General features: G+C 76.0%; 1 protein-coding gene. It reads left to right on the top strand.

Annotated elements, in window-relative coordinates; all coding sequences use genetic code 11:
• A partial coding sequence (locus IH00_RS38480; protein WP_158828199.1) for an acyltransferase domain-containing protein occupies positions 1 to 262 on the top strand: 262 nt, incomplete at both ends.

The raw sequence follows: 262 nt of genomic DNA, 5'->3' as shown, positions 1-262 counted from the left end.
TCGAGGTGGCGCTGTTCCGGCTCGTGGAGTCCCTGGGCGTCCGCCCGGACCACCTGATCGGCCACTCGGTCGGTGAGATCGCCGCCGCGCATGCGGCGGGGGCTCTGTCCCTGGGCGACGCGGTCGCCCTGGTGGTGGCGCGCGGCAAGCTGATGGGGGCGCTGCCCGCCGGCGGGGCGATGGTCGCGGTGCAGGCCGAGGAGGCCGAGGTCGCGGAGTCGCTGGCCGGGTTCGACGGCCGGCTGGAGATCGCGGCGGTGAA

It is taken from the genome of Streptomyces sp. NRRL S-118, from assembly GCF_000716335.1.
In the GTDB taxonomy this organism is placed as follows: domain Bacteria; phylum Actinomycetota; class Actinomycetes; order Streptomycetales; family Streptomycetaceae; genus Streptomyces.
The sequence above is the reverse complement of the archived record's forward strand: the minus strand, read 5'-3'. Positions and strand labels throughout refer to the sequence as shown.